This window comes from Brevibacillus halotolerans (genome assembly GCF_026891775.1).
GTDB classification, from domain to species: domain Bacteria; phylum Bacillota; class Bacilli; order Brevibacillales; family Brevibacillaceae; genus Brevibacillus_B; species Brevibacillus_B halotolerans.
In genome coordinates this window covers 25,208-45,457 of sequence record NZ_JAPTNK010000012.1, presented here as the reverse complement: position 1 = coordinate 45,457, position 20,250 = coordinate 25,208, and the positions used below count along the sequence as shown (strand labels likewise).

General features: G+C 39.4%; 16 protein-coding genes. 12 read left to right on the top strand and 4 right to left on the bottom strand.

The window, feature by feature from the left end; genetic code table 11:
- Nucleotides 1-136: 136 nt before the first annotated feature.
- Together O0550_RS15705 and O0550_RS15700 are read right to left on the bottom strand one after the other, a co-directional pair.
- Nucleotides 137-1,588 carry an MFS transporter gene (locus O0550_RS15705; RefSeq protein WP_258426780.1) on the bottom strand — a complete coding sequence of 484 codons (1,452 nt, stop codon included), beginning with the start codon at nt 1,586-1,588 and terminating at the stop codon, nt 137-139.
- A gap of 30 nt (nt 1,589-1,618) precedes the next feature.
- Nucleotides 1,619-2,011 (bottom strand): hypothetical protein, encoded by a 393-nt coding sequence (locus O0550_RS15700; protein ID WP_003336318.1) that lies wholly within the window; start codon nt 2,009-2,011, stop codon nt 1,619-1,621.
- A gap of 414 nt (nt 2,012-2,425) precedes the next feature.
- Here O0550_RS15700 and fdhF point away from each other — a divergent pair, with 414 nt between their 5' ends.
- The 4 genes from fdhF (at nt 2,426) to O0550_RS15680 (ending at nt 8,710) form a co-directional block, all read left to right on the top strand.
- A complete protein-coding gene (gene fdhF, locus O0550_RS15695; RefSeq protein WP_258426812.1) occupies nt 2,426-5,371 on the top strand; it encodes a formate dehydrogenase subunit alpha in 2,946 nt (981 codons plus the stop codon).
- Nucleotides 5,371-5,865: a helical membrane plugin domain-containing protein gene (locus O0550_RS15690; RefSeq protein ID WP_022584754.1), complete on the top strand. Its 495-nt coding sequence runs from the start codon at nt 5,371-5,373 to the stop codon at nt 5,863-5,865. Before fdhF ends, O0550_RS15690 begins: the two co-directional genes overlap by 1 nt.
- A 471-nt stretch (nt 5,866-6,336) precedes the next feature.
- On the top strand, nt 6,337-7,536 hold the full coding sequence (locus tag O0550_RS15685) for a dicarboxylate/amino acid:cation symporter (protein ID WP_022584755.1): 1,200 nt from the start codon (nt 6,337-6,339) through the stop codon (nt 7,534-7,536).
- A 184-nt stretch (nt 7,537-7,720) separates the two neighbouring features.
- Entirely contained in the window at nt 7,721-8,710 is a 990-nt protein-coding gene (locus O0550_RS15680) for an acrylyl-CoA reductase family protein (RefSeq protein WP_276565027.1), read from the top strand.
- A 142-nt stretch (nt 8,711-8,852) separates the two neighbouring features.
- Here the strand turns inward: O0550_RS15680 and O0550_RS15675 are convergent, their stop codons facing one another.
- Nucleotides 8,853-9,677: an MBL fold metallo-hydrolase gene (locus O0550_RS15675; protein WP_258426779.1), complete on the bottom strand. Its 825-nt coding sequence runs from the start codon at nt 9,675-9,677 to the stop codon at nt 8,853-8,855.
- Nucleotides 9,678-10,069: 392 nt separating this feature from the next.
- Between O0550_RS15675 and O0550_RS15670 the strand changes: the two genes are divergently transcribed.
- The 8 genes from O0550_RS15670 (at nt 10,070) to O0550_RS15630 (ending at nt 17,257) form a co-directional block, all read left to right on the top strand.
- The gene (locus O0550_RS15670) at nt 10,070-10,504 is read left to right on the top strand and encodes a hypothetical protein (protein WP_096885867.1); all 435 of its coding nucleotides are present in this window, start codon (nt 10,070-10,072) and stop codon (nt 10,502-10,504) included.
- 560 nt (nt 10,505-11,064) lie between these two features.
- Nucleotides 11,065-11,874, top strand: a complete 810-nt coding sequence (locus O0550_RS15660) for a BclA C-terminal domain-containing protein (RefSeq protein ID WP_258426778.1) — start codon at nt 11,065-11,067, stop codon at nt 11,872-11,874.
- Nucleotides 11,875-12,305: 431 nt separating this feature from the next.
- On the top strand, nt 12,306-13,235 hold the full coding sequence (locus tag O0550_RS15655; protein WP_309304389.1) for a BclA C-terminal domain-containing protein: 930 nt from the start codon (nt 12,306-12,308) through the stop codon (nt 13,233-13,235).
- 163 nt (nt 13,236-13,398) lie between these two features.
- Nucleotides 13,399-13,692 (top strand): hypothetical protein, encoded by a 294-nt coding sequence (locus O0550_RS15650; RefSeq protein ID WP_258426777.1) that lies wholly within the window; start codon nt 13,399-13,401, stop codon nt 13,690-13,692.
- Nucleotides 13,693-14,012: 320 nt separating this feature from the next.
- A complete protein-coding gene (locus tag O0550_RS15645; RefSeq protein WP_258426776.1) occupies nt 14,013-14,882 on the top strand; it encodes an AraC family transcriptional regulator in 870 nt (289 codons plus the stop codon).
- Nucleotides 14,883-14,905: 23 nt separating this feature from the next.
- Nucleotides 14,906-15,511, top strand: coding sequence for a GNAT family N-acetyltransferase (locus tag O0550_RS15640; RefSeq protein WP_258418711.1), 606 nt, complete (start codon nt 14,906-14,908; stop codon nt 15,509-15,511).
- A 187-nt stretch (nt 15,512-15,698) separates the two neighbouring features.
- On the top strand, nt 15,699-16,568 hold the full coding sequence (locus O0550_RS15635) for a DMT family transporter (RefSeq protein WP_022584764.1): 870 nt from the start codon (nt 15,699-15,701) through the stop codon (nt 16,566-16,568).
- A 314-nt stretch (nt 16,569-16,882) separates the two neighbouring features.
- Nucleotides 16,883-17,257, top strand: a complete 375-nt coding sequence (locus O0550_RS15630) for a DUF423 domain-containing protein (protein WP_258426775.1) — start codon at nt 16,883-16,885, stop codon at nt 17,255-17,257.
- A gap of 199 nt (nt 17,258-17,456) precedes the next feature.
- Here the strand turns inward: O0550_RS15630 and mgtA are convergent, their stop codons facing one another.
- A complete protein-coding gene (gene mgtA, locus O0550_RS15625; RefSeq protein WP_258426774.1) occupies nt 17,457-20,060 on the bottom strand; it encodes a magnesium-translocating P-type ATPase in 2,604 nt (867 codons plus the stop codon).
- Between the last annotated feature and the right edge of the window lie 190 nt (nt 20,061-20,250).

Here is a 20,250-nt window from a genome sequence, read left to right as displayed (position 1 = left end):
GAATCTTTTTGTCGCAAATAAAACCATAGGCTAGAATCATAAAAGCTACGGGCATGACGTCGCGAATCGGAATTCGTGAGCGTCATGCCCGTATTTTTTTGCAACATATGGTGATCCAGCTTTACTGAGTGAACAGCTACGCCACTTTTCTTTTCTGTCGTTGAGGCTTATCACGCATAGAAGAGAGTACGGCAGCAAAAAGGCAAATCACGGCTGCTACCCAAAAGACAGTATGAAGAGCAGTCATGTAAGCTTCCACATTTAGGATATCAGTGCTACTAAATTCAGATTGATCTTCAGTTAATCTATTCAATTGAAAAGAGAATAGTGAGATAGCAAATGTCGTCCCTAATACCATCCCGATATTGCGGACTAATGCATTTAGGCCGCCTGCTGCTCCTAATAGTTTGGGCGGAACTGATCCGAGAATACTTGCATTGTTGGGAGATAAAAAAAGACCAGTGCCGATTCCAAATATACCCATATGTGTTGCGACAAGCCATGCCGGTTCATTTGTTGTAAGCTTCGTTAGCAGAACAAAGGATATCGCATTAATCACCAAGCCAGAGATCGTTAAATAGTAGTAGCCAATTTTATCAGACAGCCAACCGGAGAACGGAGCAACGATCGCCATCATCACAGCATTTGCCATCATCACATAACCCACGATATTCGGGGGATATTCTAGCACCAATTGCATATAAAACGGCATGAGAATAGTTATGCAAAAAAGAGAGAGAAAAGACAGGAGAGTCGCAAAGCTTCCTGAACGGAAGGTCCTTATCTTAAATAGTGAGAAGTCAAGCATAGGATGTGAGATTCGAGTTTCACGTCGATAAAACAAGACAAAGATGATGAATGAAAAGAGAAGACCACCTAATGTAATTCCCGTTGTCCATCCATGTTCCTCAGCATTAGAAATGGTATATAGGAAGGTAATCATACTTGTCATATACATAATAGAACCAAGATAGTCAAAAGGCTCTCCCACACGTTTTTGATGTTGTTTTGGCATGATACGTAATGCTGCGATAAATCCGATTAAACCGATGGGTACGTTAATCCAAAAAATAGATTCCCAGCCAAACGAATCAACTAGAATGCCACCGATGGCTGGACCGGATAATGAACCAAGTGATACCACCATACCGGTTATTCCGAGGGCCCGACCACGTTCTTCTTTGGGAAAAGTGGCAGCTATGATCGCTTGACTATTAGCCATCAGCAGTGCGGCGCCAGCAGCTTGTAGGACACGCATGCCAATTAACATCCAAATGGATTTTGATAAACCGCATAAAGCAGATCCAATCAAAAAAATTAAAAATCCCAAATTATATAAGTTCCCACGTCCAAAAAGATCCGATAATTTTCCAATAATGGGTAAAAGGGAAGCGATCGCTAATAAATAAGCTGTTACAACCCATTGTACAATATGCAGGGGGACGTCTAATGTACCCGAAATACTAGGGAGAGCTACATTCGTGATGCTGCCATCCAATGTTGACATAAAGATTCCCAAAGACACATTAGCAAGTATCCACCAGCGAAGTGTAGTCCTGATAGTAGGCAATTGACCTTCCTGACTCATCTTAATTCCTCCTTTACATAGCGAAACGGGTTACCCTTTTTTTATGAGCATACGAATAGTCTCAGAGAGGTCAAGGTTATTTTTTTGACACAGCGATAGTAATTTTTGATATGTTTCCTCGTCTAGTCTGACATGGATGGCATGATGTAGCCGATCATCCTCATGCTTTCGTGGACGACCGCGCCCTAGTTTTTTATCGAAAATTCCTTCCTTGTCGAGGTTTCTGTCAACAATGGTATATCCCTGTCTTTCTATCCATTCATCCCCTTTATTTTTCTTCCAGACAAAAAGTGCTTTTTTGCGGACTTTAGCTAAATATATATCCATTGGCTCATTCACTAATCCATGTTCTATTGCTATGGTTACCCATTTTTTCTCAAATGCTTGAGCGAATTCTTGAAAAGAGCTGTATCGATTATCCATAAATAATTCCACCCTTTTTTGTTCTACAAAAAATATAAACTCATTTCCAAAATTAGGCAATATATTTATTTTTCAAAAAATGTAAAAGATTATTTTTTTGTTGTTGAATTAGCATAAAATTGAAAAAAACGGGCTCTTCTCTTGCAATTTCTGAAAGTTTGGTTATCATTAAAAAAGAAGTTCATTGATGTCTAAGTCTGGCTGATTACAGTCATACTATTCATCCTGTGCTTTTACGCATACGCGTACAGAGTATGGAGGGATTGATAACTGGTATATACCACTGCTAAGTATTAACCCACCATAAAACAGCTTGGGCAACGTTTTACGTTTGCGCTGGTTGTTTTGTGGTGGGTTATTTTTATTTTTTGAAGCAGATGGAGAAGGAAACGGAGGAAATAACCCTTGAACAAAATGATTTCATTTACCATCAATGATACGTTACACCAAGCAAAAGAGGGAACTAGAATTCTTGATTATCTGCTTGAGCAAGACATCAAGCATCCTCATATTTGCTATTCACCTATTTTAGGCCCAATTCAAACATGCGATACTTGTACCTGCGAAATTAACGGTCAACTGATGCGAGCTTGCTCTACTGTTGTGGAGGAAGGAATGAGTATCCAGACTGCATCTTCACCGGCAAAGGAAGCGCAAAAACAAGCGATGGATCGTGTCCTCGAAAACCATATGCTGTACTGTACGGTGTGTGATAATAATAATGGCAATTGTCGTGTACATAATACGGTAGATCTGATGGAAGTGGAGCATCAGGAGCGACCGTTTAGAGAGAAGGGCTATGAGGTAGATATGTCTCATCCTTTCTACCGATATGATCCGAATCAATGTATCTTGTGCGGGCGTTGTGTAGAAGCATGTCAGGATTTACAAGTCAACGAGACACTAACCATTGATTGGGAACGAGAAATGCCGCGGGTTATCTGGGATCAGGATAAACCCATTAATGAATCCTCCTGTGTCTCCTGTGGGCATTGCGTCACTGTATGCCCATGTAATGCTTTAATGGAAAAAACTATGCTAGGTGAAGCTGGTTTCATGACAAAGATGGGGAAGGAATTGCTTGATCCCATGATTGAATTGGTCAAGGAAGTAGAGCCTGGTTACAGTGGAATATTGGCCATTTCTGAAGCAGAAGCAGCCATGCGTGAAACTCGAACTAAAAAAACGAAAACGGTATGTACATTTTGCGGGGTAGGCTGTAGCTTTGAGGTTTGGACGAAAGGACGCCAAATTTTAAAAATTGAGCCATCTGAGGAAGCACCAGTCAATAGCATTTCGACCTGTATTAAAGGCAAGTTCGGTTGGGATTTCGTCAACAGCAATGAACGGCTGTCAACACCATTAATTCGACGGGGAGAAGAGTTTGTTCCAGCTACCTGGGAGGAAGCGCTTACATTAATTGCGTCTAAGTGGAAAGAGATGAAGCAAAAGTATGGAGGAGACGCTTTCGGTTTCGTTAGCTCATCAAAAACAACCAATGAGGAAGCTTATTTGGTACAGAAATTGGCCCGACAGGTCTTTGAAACAAATAATGTAGACAACTGTTCACGTTATTGCCAATCTCCAGCTACAGATGGGCTATTGTCAACTGTTGGTTATGGCGGTGATTCAGGTGTAATTAGTGATATTGCTGCTGCCGGGTTAGTCATTATCGTTGGAGCGAATCCAACAGAAGGTCATCCGGTTTTGGCGACGCGGGTGAAGCGTGCAAAGAAATTACATGGTCAAAAACTAATTGTTTCAGATTTGCGCAAGCATGAAATGGCAGAACGTTCGGATTTGTATTTACATCCGAATCAAGGGACAGATTTTGTCTGGTTAACAGCGGTAGCCAAATACATCATTGATCAGGGCTGGCATGATGTTGACTTCTTAGCAAAACGCGTCAATTACCTAGAAGAGTATAAGGAAGCCATCCAAAACTATACACTCGAATATGCTGAAAAAGTGACGGGTATTTCTCAAGAGCAACTAAAAGAAACAGCAAAAATGATTTGTGAGGCAGATGGTACATGCGTACTGTGGGGTATGGGAGTTACCCAAAACGTAGGAGGTTCTCATACATCCGCAGCAATTGCCAATCTTTTATTAGTCACAGGAAATTTTGGCCGGCATGGTGCAGGTGCGTATCCACTGCGCGGACATAATAACGTTCAAGGAGCTTGTGATATGGGCTCATTGCCAAATTGGCTACCGGGTTATCAGTCCATCTCTGATGATGAGGCGCGTCAAAAATTTGAAAAAGCGTATGATGTCAAAATTTCTAATAAGCCGGGTTATACGAACATTCAGATGTTAGAGGCAGTAGAAGCAGGTACATTAAAAGCAATGTATCTGATTGGGGAGGATATGGCTTGGGTTGATTCCAATTCGAATCATGTACAAGAGACCTTAAGTAAGCTTGATTTCTTTGTCGTACAGGATATTTTCTTTACACGGACGGCACAATTTGCAGATGTCATTTTGCCAGCAGCACCTTCTTTAGAAAAGGACGGTACATTCACCAATACAGAAAGAAGGATTCAACGGCTCTATCAAGCATTGCCTACATGGGAGGAATCCAAACCAGATTGGTGGATCATTACACAGCTTGCAAACCACCTTGGCGCTAATTGGAGATATACTCACCCCGGTGATATTATGGACGAAATTGCCAGCTTAAGTCCGCTTTTCTCAGGGGTTAGCTATGAAAGGTTGGCAAATTGGAACAGTCTAATCTGGCCTGTATTGCCTGATGGAACAGATGAACCGTTACTCTATATCAATCGATTTAATTTTCCTGATGGTAAGGCACGCCTGTCCTTAGTAGAATATGTGCCACCTATTTCTTATTCAGCGGAATTTGATCTAGTGGTTAATAACGGGCGTTTATTAGAGCATTTCCATGAAGGGAACATGACAAATAAGTCAAAAGGTATTCAATATAAAGTACCAGAAGTATTTGTGGAGGTGTCACCTGAGCTTGCTTGTGAACGCGGGGTCAAGGACGGCTCCTTAGTGCGTCTAGTATCACCATATGGAGCTATCAAATTACGAGCAGTTGTAACGAATCGTGTACAAGGAAAAGAGCTGTATGTCCCGATGAATTCCGTCAGCAGCGACAATGCTATTAATATCCTAACAGGTAATGTAGGCGATATTCGTACGCAAACACCAGCTTATAAACAAACCAAGGTACGTTTGGAAGTACTTGAACATAGCGGCCAAAATCCATTGCCAAAAAATAATCCACGTAATGCCAAACGAAACCCACAGCTAGGTGTTCAGGTAGACCGCAAGTGGGCACGGGCTGATTATGAGCCTATCGCCGATGTGAATGTAGCAGGAGGGAAGCAATAATGGCCAGACCCATTACAAAAATAGCGAAACCAACTATCACAAATGAGGAGCACCAGCAGCTGCATCTTACTCAATTAAAAGAAGAGATCGCCATGCATGCGCAAAGTATTCGTCAATCCGTGAAACTGTTGGATGAGCTACACCAAGCGGGTGTCCTAGAAACTGTCCAATCTATGGTTCAAAGCAAGGAAAAGATGGCTGGCATTGCTGTTAAGCAGTTGGTAAAGCCAAATGTAACGAAATCCATTAATAACGTCATGGCATTAACAGAAGCGTTAGGCCAAATAGAGCCAGAGATGACCAAAAAGTTGGTCTCAAGTCTTACACATGGTCTGCAAAAAGCAGAAGAAGCCAGTGCTAAAGAGAATAAAATGGGTATGTTTGATCTATTCAAAGCACTACAAGACCCTGATATCAATCGTGCGATTTCTTTTGGCATACATATGCTAAAGGGAATAGGAGAAAATCTCAGAGAGCAAGAGAAACAGAAATAAAGATAGGGAAGTAATAGGAAGGAAAAGTAAAAGAGGCGGAATCCAACCGCCTTTTTTTACTATCAGCCCAACGGGAAATAGGAAAGGAAGAAAAAGGGAATTGCCTGCAATTATCAAGAGTAGAACAGAAAAACGGTGGTTCAGTGATTCTTCTAAAATTGACAAATATCCACCTGAGAAAAACAAACATACGTTCCATAAGCTGATGAAAGCCCTTACAAAAATTTATTTTTATTAAAAAAGGCATCTTTTTTGTGTGAAGAATGTGTAAGTGTTTTTGTGTTACGGTTAAAAAAGGCTTATTAACAAGGTTTTTTGATAAACGACTGAAAATTCACAAGAATTACTTTATAAAAATTGCGGATGACAAAACAAAGCTGCTGTGGTACGTTAGCAGTAATCCATACCTGGCGGAATAGTGTACGCCTGACGTGTACACTTCAACACCAAGAAACATAAGGAAGTGAAATGATGAAGAAATTAGGTCTTTTACCCAAAATCATTCTAGGTATCATTTTAGGGGTAATTATTGGCTCTACCTCGCCTGAATGGATCATCAAAGGATTTGCAACATTTAGCGGTATTTTTAGTAATTTTCTTAACTTTATTATTCCATTAATTATTATCGGATTTATTGCTCCTGGTATTGGGGAGCTTGGAAAGGGTGCTGGAAAGCTTTTAGGATTAACGACAGCAATCGCATATGGTTCTACGATTGTAGCAGGCTTGGCCGCCTATTTTGTAAGCACCAACTTTTTCCCGCATATTTTAGAAGTTGGGACATTAACCAGTGCTTTCAAAAATCCAGAGGAAGCGTTAACTAAGGCTTATTTTACGATTGAAATCCCGCCAATCATGGGCGTTATGAGCGCGCTTGTTCTTGCTTTTACCTTGGGATTGGGGGCTGCTTCCCTCAAGGGAGATTCTCTCCAAAACGTAATGGTTGATCTCAGAACAATTGTTGAAAAAGTAATCTCATCTGTAATCGTACCTTTATTGCCTGTGCATATCATGTGTGTGTTTACCAATCTCACATATGCTGGACAAGTACAACTGATAATATCTGTATTCTTTAAAGTCTTTATCATTATTATTGCTTTGCATATTTTGTATCTTTTCGTGCAGTATTTTATCGCTGGACAATTGGGACGTAAAAGCTATATTTCTTTAATGAAGAATATGCTTCCTGTCTACATGACAGCGATTGGAACACAATCTTCAGCAGCTACAATACCTGTAACCTTACGTCAAGTGAAGAAAAATAGAGTAAGCGATCAGATTGCAGATTTTGTAGTTCCCCTATGTGCAACAATTCATCTATCCGGAAGTACGATTACGCTGGTTAGCTGTTCCATGGCTGTAATGATGCTAAATGGTATGCCTACTACTTTTGGGATTATGTTTCCATTTATCCTCATGCTGGGCATTACCATGGTGGCCGCCCCAGGAGTACCAGGTGGAGCCGTAATGTCAGCAATTGGTTTATTGCAATTAATGCTTGGATTTAGTCCATCACTGACATCATTAATGATTGCCCTTTATATTGCACAAGATAGTTTTGGGACAGCCTGTAACGTAACAGGAGATGGAGCCATTGCAATTATCGTGGATCGCATTAAAGGTAATGGAAAGGCACATCAGCCAGTAGAACAGATGGAACCCATCGCATAAAAATCAAAGGACTCTATCCTTTATTTAGGTAGAGTCCTTTTTGCTTTGAAAATTGCTCATACTCTTATTGGGAAGACTAGAAAAAATGAATTGATACATAAAAGTTTGCTAGATGTTTTCTTTTCATAAAAGGTAATTCAATTTATACTTCATAGGGAAAGCAATCAGGGAAGGAGTGGATTTCATGCAGGATATCTATCGCGCACTTGTGCTGGATGTTGTAAATGGTCAATCGAACATGCAGATACAAGAACGGTCTATAGCTGATTTACCAGAGGGAGAAGTGACGATTCGTGTTGCCTATTCCAGTGTTAATTTCAAGGATGGCATGGCAACACTTCCGAATCGGATCATTCGCAAATATCCAATGGTTCCAGGAATTGATTTGGCGGGCATAGTAATCGCCTCGACGGATGAACGATATCAAGTAGGTGATCAGGTAATCGCTACAAGCTACGAAATAGGTGTATCTCATCCTGGGGGATTTAGTGAGATAGCTAGAGTTCCGGCTAAATGGGTTGTGCCCCTACCCGATGGTTTAACAATGAAGGAAGCAATGATTTTGGGGACTGCTGGCTTTACAGCGGCCTTATCTATTATTCGACTAGAGGAGAATGGTTTGTCGAAAGAGCAGGGACCTGTTCTGGTGACTGGTTCTACAGGTGGTGTAGGCAGTGTTGCAGTTGATATTTTAGCGAAAAATGGATATGAAGTGACGGCTAGTACAGGCAAAGAAAGTGAGCATGCCTATCTAAAAGAACTAGGCGCCACTACTATTTTACACCGTAATGAGGTTGTTACCGTGGATGACAAGCCAATGCGCCAGCAGCTTTGGGCTGGAGCAGTAGACCCTGTTGGAGGGAAAACATTAGAGTATCTCCTTTCGACCATGAAGTACGGGGGATCTGTTGCTCTAAGTGGCTTGACGGGAGGAACAGATGTGTCTACAAGTGTATATCCCTTCATTTTACGTGGCGTGAATCTACTTGGAATCGATTCCGTCTATTGCCCGATGAATCAACGCAAAATGGTATGGGAACGTCTAGCATCCGATATGAAACCCAAGCATTTGACAGATCAAATGGTAAAGGAAATTACCTTGGAGGAATTGCCTAAGACGCTTTCACAGATCTTAGAGGGGCAGATACGTGGACGGACGATAGTGAAATTGTAGTAAAACCTTAGTGCGTATTTTAGGAAAAAATAAGCTAGGTCTAATGTGAGAGCTTTAGGTTCCTCTATTTTGTCAAAAAAACAAACAAGCAAGGCTGGCAATCCCAACAGTCTTGCTTGTATTGCATTTTTATATGGATGTATCAGGTTTCAAATAAGCTTCCTTCTAAAGCCTTGATATAGCGTTTTGCAGACTTTTGTACGGATTCATTAGCATTTTCGGAAACGATTCCATGAAACGCGTTATATAAACGATTAAATGGTAAACCCTGTACTTTATCGGCTATTTCTCTTACTTTTTTAGCTGGTAATGGAATTAAATTCGGATAGCTATACATAAAGCTCACCCAAGAATTGTCTGCTACTACTTGAATGATGTCTCCTGTTAAAAGAACACCTTTTCCGTTATTCCCATCCTTCCAGTGTAAGACAGACCCGCCTTTAAAATGTCCGCCTAAGCGATGAATAGTCAATTGATCCGTTATGCTATGAGATTCTCCTGACCAATACACGATATGTTCACTAGGACGAGTGATCCATTCTCTATCATCTTCATGCACATAGACGGGTACGTTAAAGGCTTCAGCCCATTCTACCTGAGTAGAGTAATAATGTGGATGGGAAAGAGCAATTGCTTGGATACCACCTAGACCTTGGATTTGCTCAATGGTTGATTGATCCAAATAGGTAATACAGTCCCATAAAAGCTGGAACCCATGACTTTGTAAGAGATACGCATTCTGTCCTATAGCAAACTTTGGCTTTGTTGTAATACTGAATAATCCGTCTTCTTTTTTTACAATTTCATTCGTATAGTCTGCATTTTGCTGGAGCTCCCCGAGAGTTGTCCATGCCTGCCCAAGAGGATTCACAAATTGTCTTTCCTCCTTACAAATACGGCAAAAAAGCGGGGCTTCCTTGCTTTTAGAATATTGAACTCCGCAGGTAGTGCAGATGAAATGTTGCATATGTACCCTCCTGATTAAATGTTAGTATTTTCGGTATATTCTATACTTAGTATACATGAAACTAGACAAAGGAGACTTATTTTTTGAGCTGAAGTGCTTTTAAAAAAAACTAGCTTTCACAAAGTCATTGAAAAATCATAAAAGTAAGTTTATTTTGTTGCGTTGCAGGATTTTTTAAAAAATATAATTTGGGCTTATAAATTTTGTTTACTAGTTACATAAAAATGAAAAAAGGTAGCATAGACTTTCGCGACAATTTGAGGAGCATCAGAGCTTGAAATCTTGAATCTTGAAGACTGAAAGACTGGGAGCCCTTCAACCACAGTTTTTTCACCATAGTAAAACTAATGAATAGGAACTATTAGTAGGCTAATAAAAAGGGGGGAAGGGCAATGCTACATAGAATCTTTGCTGGGGTCGTTACAGCAATGCTTTTTTGTCTAGTTGTTGCAGTAGCAGAATATACCCCAATGATAGCACGCAAGCCAAATACCTATTATTTTCCTTTTGTGACTTTATTGATTATCTATCTAATGTATTCCATTCCAATATTTTTGCTTATTGGAATTCCATGCACGATCTTAATCGATTTTATTACAAATAGAATGGGAATATCGAATAAAAGTAAGCTTTATTTTGTACATCTTGGATTATATTCGTTAGCAGGTATTTCCATAGCCTTGATTTTCTTCGGATTAACTAAAGGGGATATTCTACAAAAAATATGTTGCTATAAAGCTTATATTGTTTATATAGGTGGATCACTACTTTTCTATCATATATCTCTTGCCACAATGATTATTTTTAAAAAAATGACTAGGGACTAACAAAATTTATTTTGCCTAGATCAAGGAGGTTCCAGTAGCTTCATGAAGATTAGAAACGATCGAGAAACCTATTATTGATGAGGATGAGCTAGCTGAATTTTGTCAAAGATTATCTGACTCTCTACAGTATGATTATGCCTTTCAATTGTCCGATAGAAAGAGACAAAAGAGAGTAAAGGCATGATAGGATCCGCTAGAAGATAAGATGGGTAGATAAGTTTGAAAGCACTGTTACATAAATTAAATGAATCAAGATAGAAACGATGGGGATTTTTGATGGATGACTGTAGAAGATGTTGTTAATGTAGAAAGTCTTAAACAGTACGTCTTACGTTAGAGAAACCTGATAAAGAAGTATTTTTTAGAAAAGTGCCAATTTTTAAGACGAGGTACTGTTTGTACAAGAAAATTCCTTAGGCATTGAATATCTTGGTAGTAAAAGCGAGGTGTGAATAGTGAAAGAACTACACGATATAAAAAGAATATGGGACGAAGTTGTAAATACCGATCTTGAAGAGTTTAGTAGGAAAAATCCAATATACATGAAGAGTTCATGTGGTATGTCTTCTTCATCGTCTACATTTTGTTGGACATTTATACGTGGAAAAACAGGAGCAACGGGACCCACTGGAGGAACAGGAGCAACGGGGGCTACCGGAGCCACAGGTACAACGGGACCCACAGGAGCCACAGGAGCAACGGGACTTACCGGGGTAACAGGAGCAACGGGACCTACTGGAGCCGCAGGAGCAACGGGACTTACCGGAGCCACAGGAGCCACAGGACCTACCGGAGAAACAGGACCTACCGGAGAAACAGGAGCAACGGGACCTACTGGAGCCACAGGAAATACAGGGCCAATGGGGGAAACTGGGCCTACAGGAGCCACAGGAGAAACAGGAGCAACGGGACCTACTGGTGCGACAGGAGAGACCGGAGCAACAGGGACAAATATAAGTGCCAATTCCATGACTGCTACTTTAACACCCCCGACTAGTCCTTTTGTTATCTTTGTACCGCCGGAAGGGATAAATCTTCCTTTGCCTAACAATCAAAAGTTAGATGGTTTTATCGCTGTGGATGAGAACAGAGCTTTCATAGTTCCAGAAGATGGACGTTATACACTCAGATATAGCATCACCTCAATCGATTCTTTTACTCTTATTACCAGATTAGTAAGAAATAACACAGTTGAAATTAACGCCTCTAAAAGTGGGGGGAAATTAACTGATAAGTTTGCTGCAGAAACTCAGGAAAACTTAATAAAAGGAGATAAGATTTCTCTTCAGGTAATGGGAGAAAATGTTATTCTTAATTTCGCTGGAAACGGTATACAAGGGGCTTTTCTAACCATTCAACGTCTGGAATAATCAAAAATTTTAGATGCTAGTTTAGCAGATCACGTTATATGCTTCGAGTGAACATGCTAAAGAGCTTGAGATATTGGAAATCTCAAAAATCTATCAATTACGAGCTTGATAAATGACACGATTGGCAACATGAGCTAAAACAAGGATGAAATGAAGAAAAATCGTCTCCTAAGAAATGTGGAAACGATTTTTCTTCTATAAACGATTATTTGAAAAGAGGAATCAGTGATTAACAGTGGAACAAAAACAGCAAACTACTTAGTCTTAGTTATATATGAGATAGTGCATAATTCTGTAAAAGAAGATTTCTTTTATTTGCAGGTAATTTGTACTATTTACTGTATAAACAACCATTTTAAGGTAGGGTTCTTTTTGTACAAGAGTATTTCCGATGTGTAGAATATCTTGAGATAAAAAGTGAGGTGTAGATCGTGAAAGAATTACACGATATAAAAAGAATATGGGATGAAATTAAACATACTGATCTCGATGAGTTTGCTAAAAAAAATCCAAAACACATGAAGCGTTCATGTCATTTATCCTCTTCATCGTCTACATTTTGTTGTACATTTATACGGGGAAAAACAGGAGCAACGGGACCTACCGGATCAACTGGAACAACGGGGGCAACTGGCTCTACCGGATTAACTGGAACAACGGGGGCAACGGGACTTACTGGAGCAACTGGGACAACAGGGGCAACGGGACTTACTGGAGCAACTGGGACAACAGGGGTAACAGGCTCTACCGGAGAAACAGGGGCAACAGGGGCAACTGGCTCTACTGGAGACGTAGGGGACACAGGATGGACAGGTTTAACACAATTAGGAATTTTTAGTCCTCCTGGTCCAACGGGAGCGACAGGACCAACAGGGGCGACAGGAATTACCGGATCAATGGGGCAAACAGGAGCATCAGGTCCAACAGGAGCAATAGGTCCAAATCTAAACATCAACACGATGACTGCCACTTTAACACCCCCTACTAATCCCTTTATTATTGTTGTACCACCAGAAGGAATAAATCTCCCTCTGCCAGACAATCAAAAATTGGATAGTTTCACAGTTGAAGATGCGAACAGAGCCTTCATCGTTCCAGAAGATGGACGTTATATTCTCAGATATAATATCACCACATCCGGTTCTTTTACTCTTATTACCCGATTAGTAAGAAATAATACAGTTGAAATTAATACCTCTAAAAGTGGAGGAAAACAGACAAATACGTTTGGGGCTGAAACTCAGGAAAACTTAATCAAAGGAGATAAAATTACCCTTCAGGTAATGGGGGATAATGTCGCCGTTAGTTTTTTAGGAAACGGTATAGAAGGGGCTTTTCTAACCATTCAACGGCTAGAATGATAAGAAAATTTCGAAAAATAAATTAGCATTTCGAATTCACTAAAAAACCGCTAATAAATAGTATGAACCTACCCGTTATAAGCTTGTCAGGTAAATGAAAAACATGTACCTATCTTTTTACAAATCCATGCAATCAAAGAAAATACAGATGAGTTAAAATGGGATGACTAGAACAGATCAATCTTCGATGGTAAAGACATTTGGTACAACAATTGGTTCAGACGCTGGATTTAATATTTTAGGTCTAACCTCAGCTATAAAAACATCTATAACAAATTCCTTAAAAGTCTCAGAAAGTCATACAACAGTACAAATGACTGAACAAACGGAGACAAATGAAATTAATAATCCATTTAAAACTTCATTAGAATATGCAAAGTATATGCTTGTTAATAAATATGTATTAGTACGTACAGACGGTTCACAAGCAGGCTCCTGGATTATTGTCCGACAATAATACGATACACACTACTTCTTATCCTTCTAATTTAAATAGTTGATCCAATCATGTATCTTTTTTATGATGAGATTTTTTTGGATACGTGTAGAAGCTACGTTTAGTGTAGGCCCCTGCCAATAAAGTGGCGGGGGCTTTTTTCGTCAAAACCTCCATTTTCTCGTCAAAGGATTCGAGAAGGTTAGCCATAGTTCAGAAGCCCTAGAGGGTCCATTTTATTTTACATAAAAAATGAATCACCTTACCTTGAAAGATAGCACAAGTTATCAAAAATATTTTTTACAGGAAGTGTATGATTAATATTCAAGAGGTGTTGACGAATGGATTACTTCGAAAGAATACAAGATTCAATTGAATTCATCGAAAAAAATCTACAAGAGGAAGTAAAAATTACTGAAATTTCCTCGAAATCTTGTTTTTCAGCGTTTCATTTCCAACGAATTTTTCAAGCCATTACAGGTTTTTCTGTACAGGAGTATATAAGAAGCAGAAGACTTTCAGAAGCGGCTGTATTACTGAAGGAAACACGAAAGAACATATTGGAAATAGCGTTATTTTTTCAATATGGTTCCCAGGAAGCATTTACCCGAGCATTTGTAAATCATTTTGGATTGACCCCAGCTAACTATCGAAGAGGGGGAACCATTATAAAACAACAAAAAAAAATTAACTTTTTGGATTACAAAAATAAGATGATAGGTGATCTAATTATGAATAAACCTGAAATTGTTGTTTTAAATAAGAAACATATTATTGGTTATGAGTACAAAACGAGTTTAAATCATGAACAATATTTTAAGGAAATTCCTACATTCTATACGGATTTTGGAAAAAACAGATATTATCATAAGATACCTAGAAGAAGTTCACCTATTATGTCATTTGGTATATCGACAAATTTTCATGATGAAGGTCATTTTTCTTTTATTATTGGTGAAGAAGTGAAGGAGATGTATACAACATTAGAAAAGGGTTTCGTGAATCTTGAAATTCCGGAGGGTAAATATGCTAAATTCAAAGTCAATGGAACCACTGAATTAGTCCAAAATACGAGAAGATACATTTATGGTACATGGTTACTTAACTCCAAATATGAGAGAGGAGATGGGCCGGATTTTGAGATTACAGATGTCTTGAACTCCATATATCCTAATGAAATGAAAATGAAAATATATATACCAATCAAATAGAAATCTAGGGAGAGAAGAATAAAATGAATTTTGGAAAGATTTTTGGGGATTTTCCAGTATTGGAGTCTGATCATTTCATATTGAAAAAAATAGAACAGGAGCATTTACAAGAGGTCTTTACAATCTACGACAATGATAAAGTGTTTACGTATTGTGGGATTATTCCTAAGCATAATTTACAAACTGTAAGGAAAATGATTGACCATTTTGATAGGGATTATCATAAGAAAAGCAGAATTAAATGGGGGATTTTCCAAAAAAGTGAAGCGAGTAAGCTGGTTGGAATTATGGAATGTATGGATTTTAATCAAAAAGTGAATATGGTTTCGATTGGTTATTTTTTGGCAGAGGAATACTGGGGAAAAGGTATTGCAACTGAATCTGTTGCGGAATTAGTAAGATTTTTATTTGAAGAGGTTGATGTTAATAGAATCCAAGCAGAGATCATGCCTGCAAATCAGATTTCAAAGAAAGTTATCGTAAAAAATGGATTTATAAAAGAAGGGTTAGTAAGACAAGCTTTTTTATGGTCTGGTAAAGGTGTAGTAGATTTGGAAATATATGGGTTACTGAAAGAGGACTACATCAATCGTAGCAAAAGGAATACCTCAAATGAAGAGGATTACTGAGAATTACGGATTCCATCCGCAACAAAAGTATTGTACGATAAGCTAAACGCTTTGAAAGGGAGTTGTTAGCTGATGATGTGGTCACCATTATTTGAAAATGATGTACCTGTAGTTATTCTTCCTTAACGGTAGAATAATTCCATCTCCGTTAAGGACAGAATTGTCCATCTAAAACGGAGGGTACAACATGAAAAAATTATTAGGCTCTTTATATTTATCACTCGCTGCTAGCATTTGGGGCGGGATGTATGTTGTTGTAAAAGCAGTGGTAGACCTCGTGCCACCACTTGAATTAGTATGGTTTCGCTATGTAATTGCCATGTGTGCATTGCTAATGATCGGTGTTATAACAAAACAATCATGGCGGATTGAAAAACGAGACTGGCCATTAATTATCATCATTGGCCTTATTGGAAATACCCTCTCAATCGTGACTCAGGAAGTTGGTACGATGCTTTCTACTGCACAAACAGGGGCCATTATCACTTCAACCACACCTGCATTTATGGTGCTATTTGCGCGTATTTTTTTAAAAGAAAAAATTACATATAAAAAGGCAATCTCTATTTTTTTAGCAACGATTGGAGTTTGTATTATTGTTGGAAATGGACATATTGATTCGTCTCACCAGCTTGGGGGCTTATCGCTACTTATTGCTGCACTGACGTGGTCACTTATGTCTGTTCTGATTAAACGTGTACCGGAGCAATATTCACAAATTGTCGTAACGAGCTATGCCATTCTTGTTGCGATTGTTGTTCTAACCCCTTTTACGATTGGTCGATTAGCTAAGCTCGATTTTCAAACCATGACGCATCCAACTATTTGGGGCGGGCTTTTATACTTGGGGCTTATCTCGACTGCATGTGCCTTTTTGCTGTGGAATCGTGGACTGCAGCTGCTTAATGCTTCAAGTGGCGGTTTATTTTTCTTTTTCCAGCCAATCGTCGGTTCTTTTTTAGGGTGGTTATTACTAGGTGAACAGATTGGTTTCTCTTTTTGGATAGGTACGATATTAATTTTTATTGGTGTACTATTAGTCATTCGCGAAGAATAGACATCAGGAAAAAAGCTGATCGGTGTCACTTGCTGATCAGCTTTTTTGTGTACAATCAACTTTTTAATCCTTACGTATACAGAAAAAACGCTTTCTATGTAAAATGGATGTACTGGTGCTTTTACGAATGTCGAGATGCACTACATGATGCATAAAACAAGAGAGCTGACCAAAATCAGTTTTTTTTCGTCACGCTTTCTCCATGGATTATGGGTCCCTTCTGTTTTTTCCATACAAGAAGAGATGCTATGATAGGATCATGCATGCTTTCTGACAAAAAATGAGAAGTGTTAGAGAAAAGTAAGGGGGACATTATGCTAAAACGTTACGTAACAGCGGGCGCTATACTCGCATTGTTAGGTGTAGCCTTGGGAGCTTTTGGTGCTCATGTACTTGAAAAGATGCTAGATGCCAAAAGCTTAGCCACTTTTGAAACAGGAGTACGTTACCAAATGTATCATGCCCTAGGCTTGTTATTCGTTGGGCTGTTAGGGAAGCAAGTAGGGGAAACTGTTATGCTGAAATGGGCTGGTACTTTTTTATTGGCTGGGATTCTCATTTTCTCAGGCTCCTTGTATCTCTTATGTGTAACAGGAGTCAAAATGCTAGGTGCTATCACTCCAATCGGTGGTGTCTGCTTTTTGTTAGGTTGGTTGTTTGTGGTTCTGGCAGTGAGAAAGAAATCATAAGAGGAGCACCGGTGTAGCTTGTCTTTCATCAAACGTTCGTTTACTGCTAACATAATAGATGAATGACCAGAAGCTCCTCAAATGAATGATATTCGTAAATAATTTACGTACTAGGTAGGTTATCTGCTTTGGGTCCAGATGACAGGTAGCTGTGGACCCAAAGCGAAGTAAGTAGCTTTGCCAGAATGATTTACTTACCTTATAGCCATTCATTAAAAGTACGAATGTACCATTTTTTTATGAGATGGGTGAGAAGTGCATAGCAAAGTAAGATGCCTACCAGCCAAGGGAAATATTCAAGTGGTAACGGCTGTAATCCAACACTTGCTCCAAAAGTAGAGAATGGAATATAGATACCTGCTATCATCACGATACTAGTTAAAAGTAAAACGGGTAAACTAGCTCGACTTTGAATAAATGGTATTTTTTCTGTACGAATCATATGCACAATAAGCGTCTGCGACAATAAGCCTTCGATAAACCAGCCGGATTGGAATAAAGATTGATCGGCAATGGTATTGGCTGCAAATACATAATACATGACGAAATAAGTAGCATAGTCGAAGATTGAGCTAATAGGGCCAATGAAAAGCATGAAACGCCCTACCGATTTCGCATCCCATTTTCTTGGAGTCTGCAAAAACTTTTTGTCCATATTGTCCCAAGGAATGGATAGCTGTGAAATATCGTAAAATAAATTCTGAATTAATAAATGAATGGGTAACATCGGAAGGAAGGGGAGAAATGCACTTGAGCCTAATACGCTAAAGACATTTCCAAAATTGGAGCTAGCTGTCATTTTGATATATTTAATAATGTTTCCGAACGTTCTACGTCCTTCCAGTATTCCATCTTCTAATACCAACAAGCTCTTTTCTAACAAAATGATGTCTGCTGATTCCTTTGCAATATCGACTGCTGAATCTACAGAAATTCCCACATCTGCCTCGCGCAAGGATGCAGCATCATTGATTCCATCCCCCATAAACCCTACCGTATGCCCTTTGGATTGTAGCACACGAACGATTCTTGCCTTCTGTAACGGATTCAGCTTGGCAAACACGGTTGTCTTTTCGGCTAAATCAGCTAACATTTCATCCGTTACATCATCAATTTGGCTCCCCACAATTACCTGATCAACCTGCAGGCCTAAGTCTGTGCAAACCTTACGAGCAACCACTGCATTATCTCCTGTAAGGACTTTAACATTGACCCCGCTAGCATGTAGCTTTTGGATGGCGCTTGCGGCACTTTCCTTTGGTGGATCTAAAAATCCGAGGAATCCAACCAGAATTAATTCACTTTCGTCCTCCATGCTATACACATGATCCCGAGAATCACAAGACTTGATGGTTACGGCGATGACACGTAGACCATCTGTGTTTAAATCATGCACCGTTTTTTTTATGTTATCCGCTACTTGTGATGTGAGGGGCATGAGCTGTCCGTTACTAGATACTTGAGAGCAATGATCCAGAACTTCTTCTACAGCTCCTTTGCAGATGAGAATACGTTCTTCGTTGTTTTTTAATACCACTGACATGCGACGACGATGAAAGTCGAAGGGGATTTCATCTATTTTTTGATACTTTTCCTCGATCCCCGTAACATCACTATGGATTGCATGTTCTACGACGGCAGCATCGAGTAAGCTTTTTAACCCTGTTTGATGGTAACTGTTCAAATAAGCATATTTCAATACATTCTCATCATCATTACCGTGAATATCTACGTGTTTTTCTACAACGATTTTATCTTGTGTAAGTGTTCCAGTTTTATCGGTGCATAGAATATCCATAGCTCCTAAATTCTGAATCGCATTGAGTTTCTTTACGACTACCTTTTTGCGTGCCATGCTAATTGCACCTTTGGCTAGATTAGCCGTCACAATAACCGGAAGCATTTCTGGTGTTAAGCCAACAGCGATGGATAATCCAAAGAAAAAGGCTTCCAACCAATCCCCTTTTGTAAAGCCGTTAATGAAGAAAATAATAGGGACCATAATCAGCATAAAGCGAATCAGGACAAAGGTGATACTGTTGACTCCTTTATCAAAGCTTGTCATTGGACGCTTATCGACCAATGTCTTTGCCATGGAGCCGAAGTAAGTAGAAGAACCGGTTGATATCACTAGGGCAGTGGCGGCTCCGCTTATCACATTTGTTCCCATATAACAAAGATTGGAACACTCTAATGCGTGAAGAGATGGTTCAACCGTAGCTTGTTTTTCAACGGGGAAAGCTTCTCCAGTGAGAGCCGATTCACTAACAATCAGATTTTTCGAATGAAGGATTCGGACGTCTGCTGGAACAAGATCACCAGCTGATAGATGAATGATGTCTCCTGGTACTAGCTTCTCCATGTCGATCTCTTGTTTTATGGATTGGCGAGTTACAGTTGCGGTGGTTTTGACCATCGCTTTTAGTTTTTCTGCTGTCCGTCTGGAACGGAACTCCTGGGTAAAAGTGATAAGTACGCTAATGGAAACCATCGTACTAATGATGATGGATGCTTCTAGATCATTTGAAAAATAAGAGAATATATCTAGCCCGAGTAATATTAGAATAAATGGATTCTTGAAGCATAACAGGAGCTGGATGTACCAGGCTGCCTGTTTTTCTTGGGCAATTTGATTTTGACCGTATTGATTTAATCTCTTATTGACCTCAGATTCTGATAATCCTGTCATAGATGTAGCCAAGGCTTCCATAAGGTTATCGATATTCGAGGTAGATGCGTCAAGGAGACGAGAAGAAATGTCGTGGTTCAACGATGCTTTTGTAATGTGTTTACGTTGTTTCATGGTAGTACCTCCCGAGTGTGAAAAATAGACACAAAAAAACTCTCCCTGTAAAAGAGAGAGCTAGCTGCACTATTTTTCTATGCACTCGCATGTCATGTACACATACTTAAATACACCCACGTAGTTGGTAAAGGAGGGCGAAAAAAAGAGCATAGCAAACATGTAAGGGCATAGAAAATATGCTTCTCTC

Coding starts and splice junctions, on each gene's coding strand:
- O0550_RS15705 (WP_258426780.1), bottom strand. CDS start 1,588: ATGAGTCAGGAAGGTCAATTGCCTACTATCAGGACTACACTTCGCTGG.
- O0550_RS15700 (WP_003336318.1), bottom strand. CDS start 2,011: ATGGATAATCGATACAGCTCTTTTCAAGAATTCGCTCAAGCATTTGAG.
- fdhF (WP_258426812.1), top strand. CDS start 2,426: ATGATTTCATTTACCATCAATGATACGTTACACCAAGCAAAAGAGGGA.
- O0550_RS15690 (WP_022584754.1), top strand. CDS start 5,371: ATGGCCAGACCCATTACAAAAATAGCGAAACCAACTATCACAAATGAG.
- O0550_RS15685 (WP_022584755.1), top strand. CDS start 6,337: ATGAAGAAATTAGGTCTTTTACCCAAAATCATTCTAGGTATCATTTTA.
- O0550_RS15680 (WP_276565027.1), top strand. CDS start 7,721: ATGCAGGATATCTATCGCGCACTTGTGCTGGATGTTGTAAATGGTCAA.
- O0550_RS15675 (WP_258426779.1), bottom strand. CDS start 9,677: ATGCAACATTTCATCTGCACTACCTGCGGAGTTCAATATTCTAAAAGC.
- O0550_RS15670 (WP_096885867.1), top strand. CDS start 10,070: ATGCTACATAGAATCTTTGCTGGGGTCGTTACAGCAATGCTTTTTTGT.
- O0550_RS15660 (WP_258426778.1), top strand. CDS start 11,065: ATGTCTTCTTCATCGTCTACATTTTGTTGGACATTTATACGTGGAAAA.
- O0550_RS15650 (WP_258426777.1), top strand. CDS start 13,399: ATGACTAGAACAGATCAATCTTCGATGGTAAAGACATTTGGTACAACA.
- O0550_RS15645 (WP_258426776.1), top strand. CDS start 14,013: ATGGATTACTTCGAAAGAATACAAGATTCAATTGAATTCATCGAAAAA.
- O0550_RS15640 (WP_258418711.1), top strand. CDS start 14,906: ATGAATTTTGGAAAGATTTTTGGGGATTTTCCAGTATTGGAGTCTGAT.
- O0550_RS15635 (WP_022584764.1), top strand. CDS start 15,699: ATGAAAAAATTATTAGGCTCTTTATATTTATCACTCGCTGCTAGCATT.
- O0550_RS15630 (WP_258426775.1), top strand. CDS start 16,883: ATGCTAAAACGTTACGTAACAGCGGGCGCTATACTCGCATTGTTAGGT.
- mgtA (WP_258426774.1), bottom strand. CDS start 20,060: ATGAAACAACGTAAACACATTACAAAAGCATCGTTGAACCACGACATT.